This window comes from Afifella sp. IM 167 (assembly GCF_020144925.1).
GTDB lineage: Bacteria > Pseudomonadota > Alphaproteobacteria > Rhizobiales > Afifellaceae > Afifella.
The window spans coordinates 1-629 of sequence record NZ_NSLC01000035.1 but is presented as its reverse complement, the minus strand read 5'-3'; the positions used below and the strand labels follow the sequence as shown (position 1 = coordinate 629).

At 55.0% G+C, this 629-nt stretch carries 1 rRNA gene; it reads left to right on the top strand.

Annotated features, from left to right (window positions below):
- Nucleotides 1–629 (top strand): 23S ribosomal RNA (locus CLD20_RS20005); the annotation flags it as partial.

Sequence of the window (629 nt, the reverse complement as noted above, 5' to 3'; positions counted from 1 at the left end):
GCGTAACGATCTGGGCACTGTCTCAACGAGAGACTCGGTGAAATTATAGTACCTGTGAAGATGCAGGTTACCCGCGACAGGACGGAAAGACCCCGTGGAGCTTTACTGTAGCCTGATATTGAATTTTGGTACAGCTTGTACAGGATAGGTAGGAGCCTTGGAAGCCGGAGCGCAAGCTTCGGTGGAGGCATTGGTGGGATACTACCCTTGCTGTATTGAAATTCTAACCCACAGCCCTGATCGGGCTGGGAGACAGTGTCAGGTGGGCAGTTTGACTGGGGCGGTCGCCTCCTAAAATGTAACGGAGGCGCCCAAAGGTTCCCTCAGAATGGTTGGAAATCATTCGCAGAGTGTAAAGGCACAAGGGAGCTTGACTGCGAGACCTACAAGTCGAGCAGGGACGAAAGTCGGGCTTAGTGATCCGGTGGTTCCGCATGGAAGGGCCATCGCTCAACGGATAAAAGCTACCCCGGGGATAACAGGCTTATCTCCCCCAAGAGTCCACATCGACGGGGAGGTTTGGCACCTCGATGTCGGCTCATCGCATCCTGGGGCTGTAGTCGGTCCCAAGGGTTGGGCTGTTCGCCCATTAAAGCGGTACGCGAGCTGGGTTCAGAACGTCGTGAGAC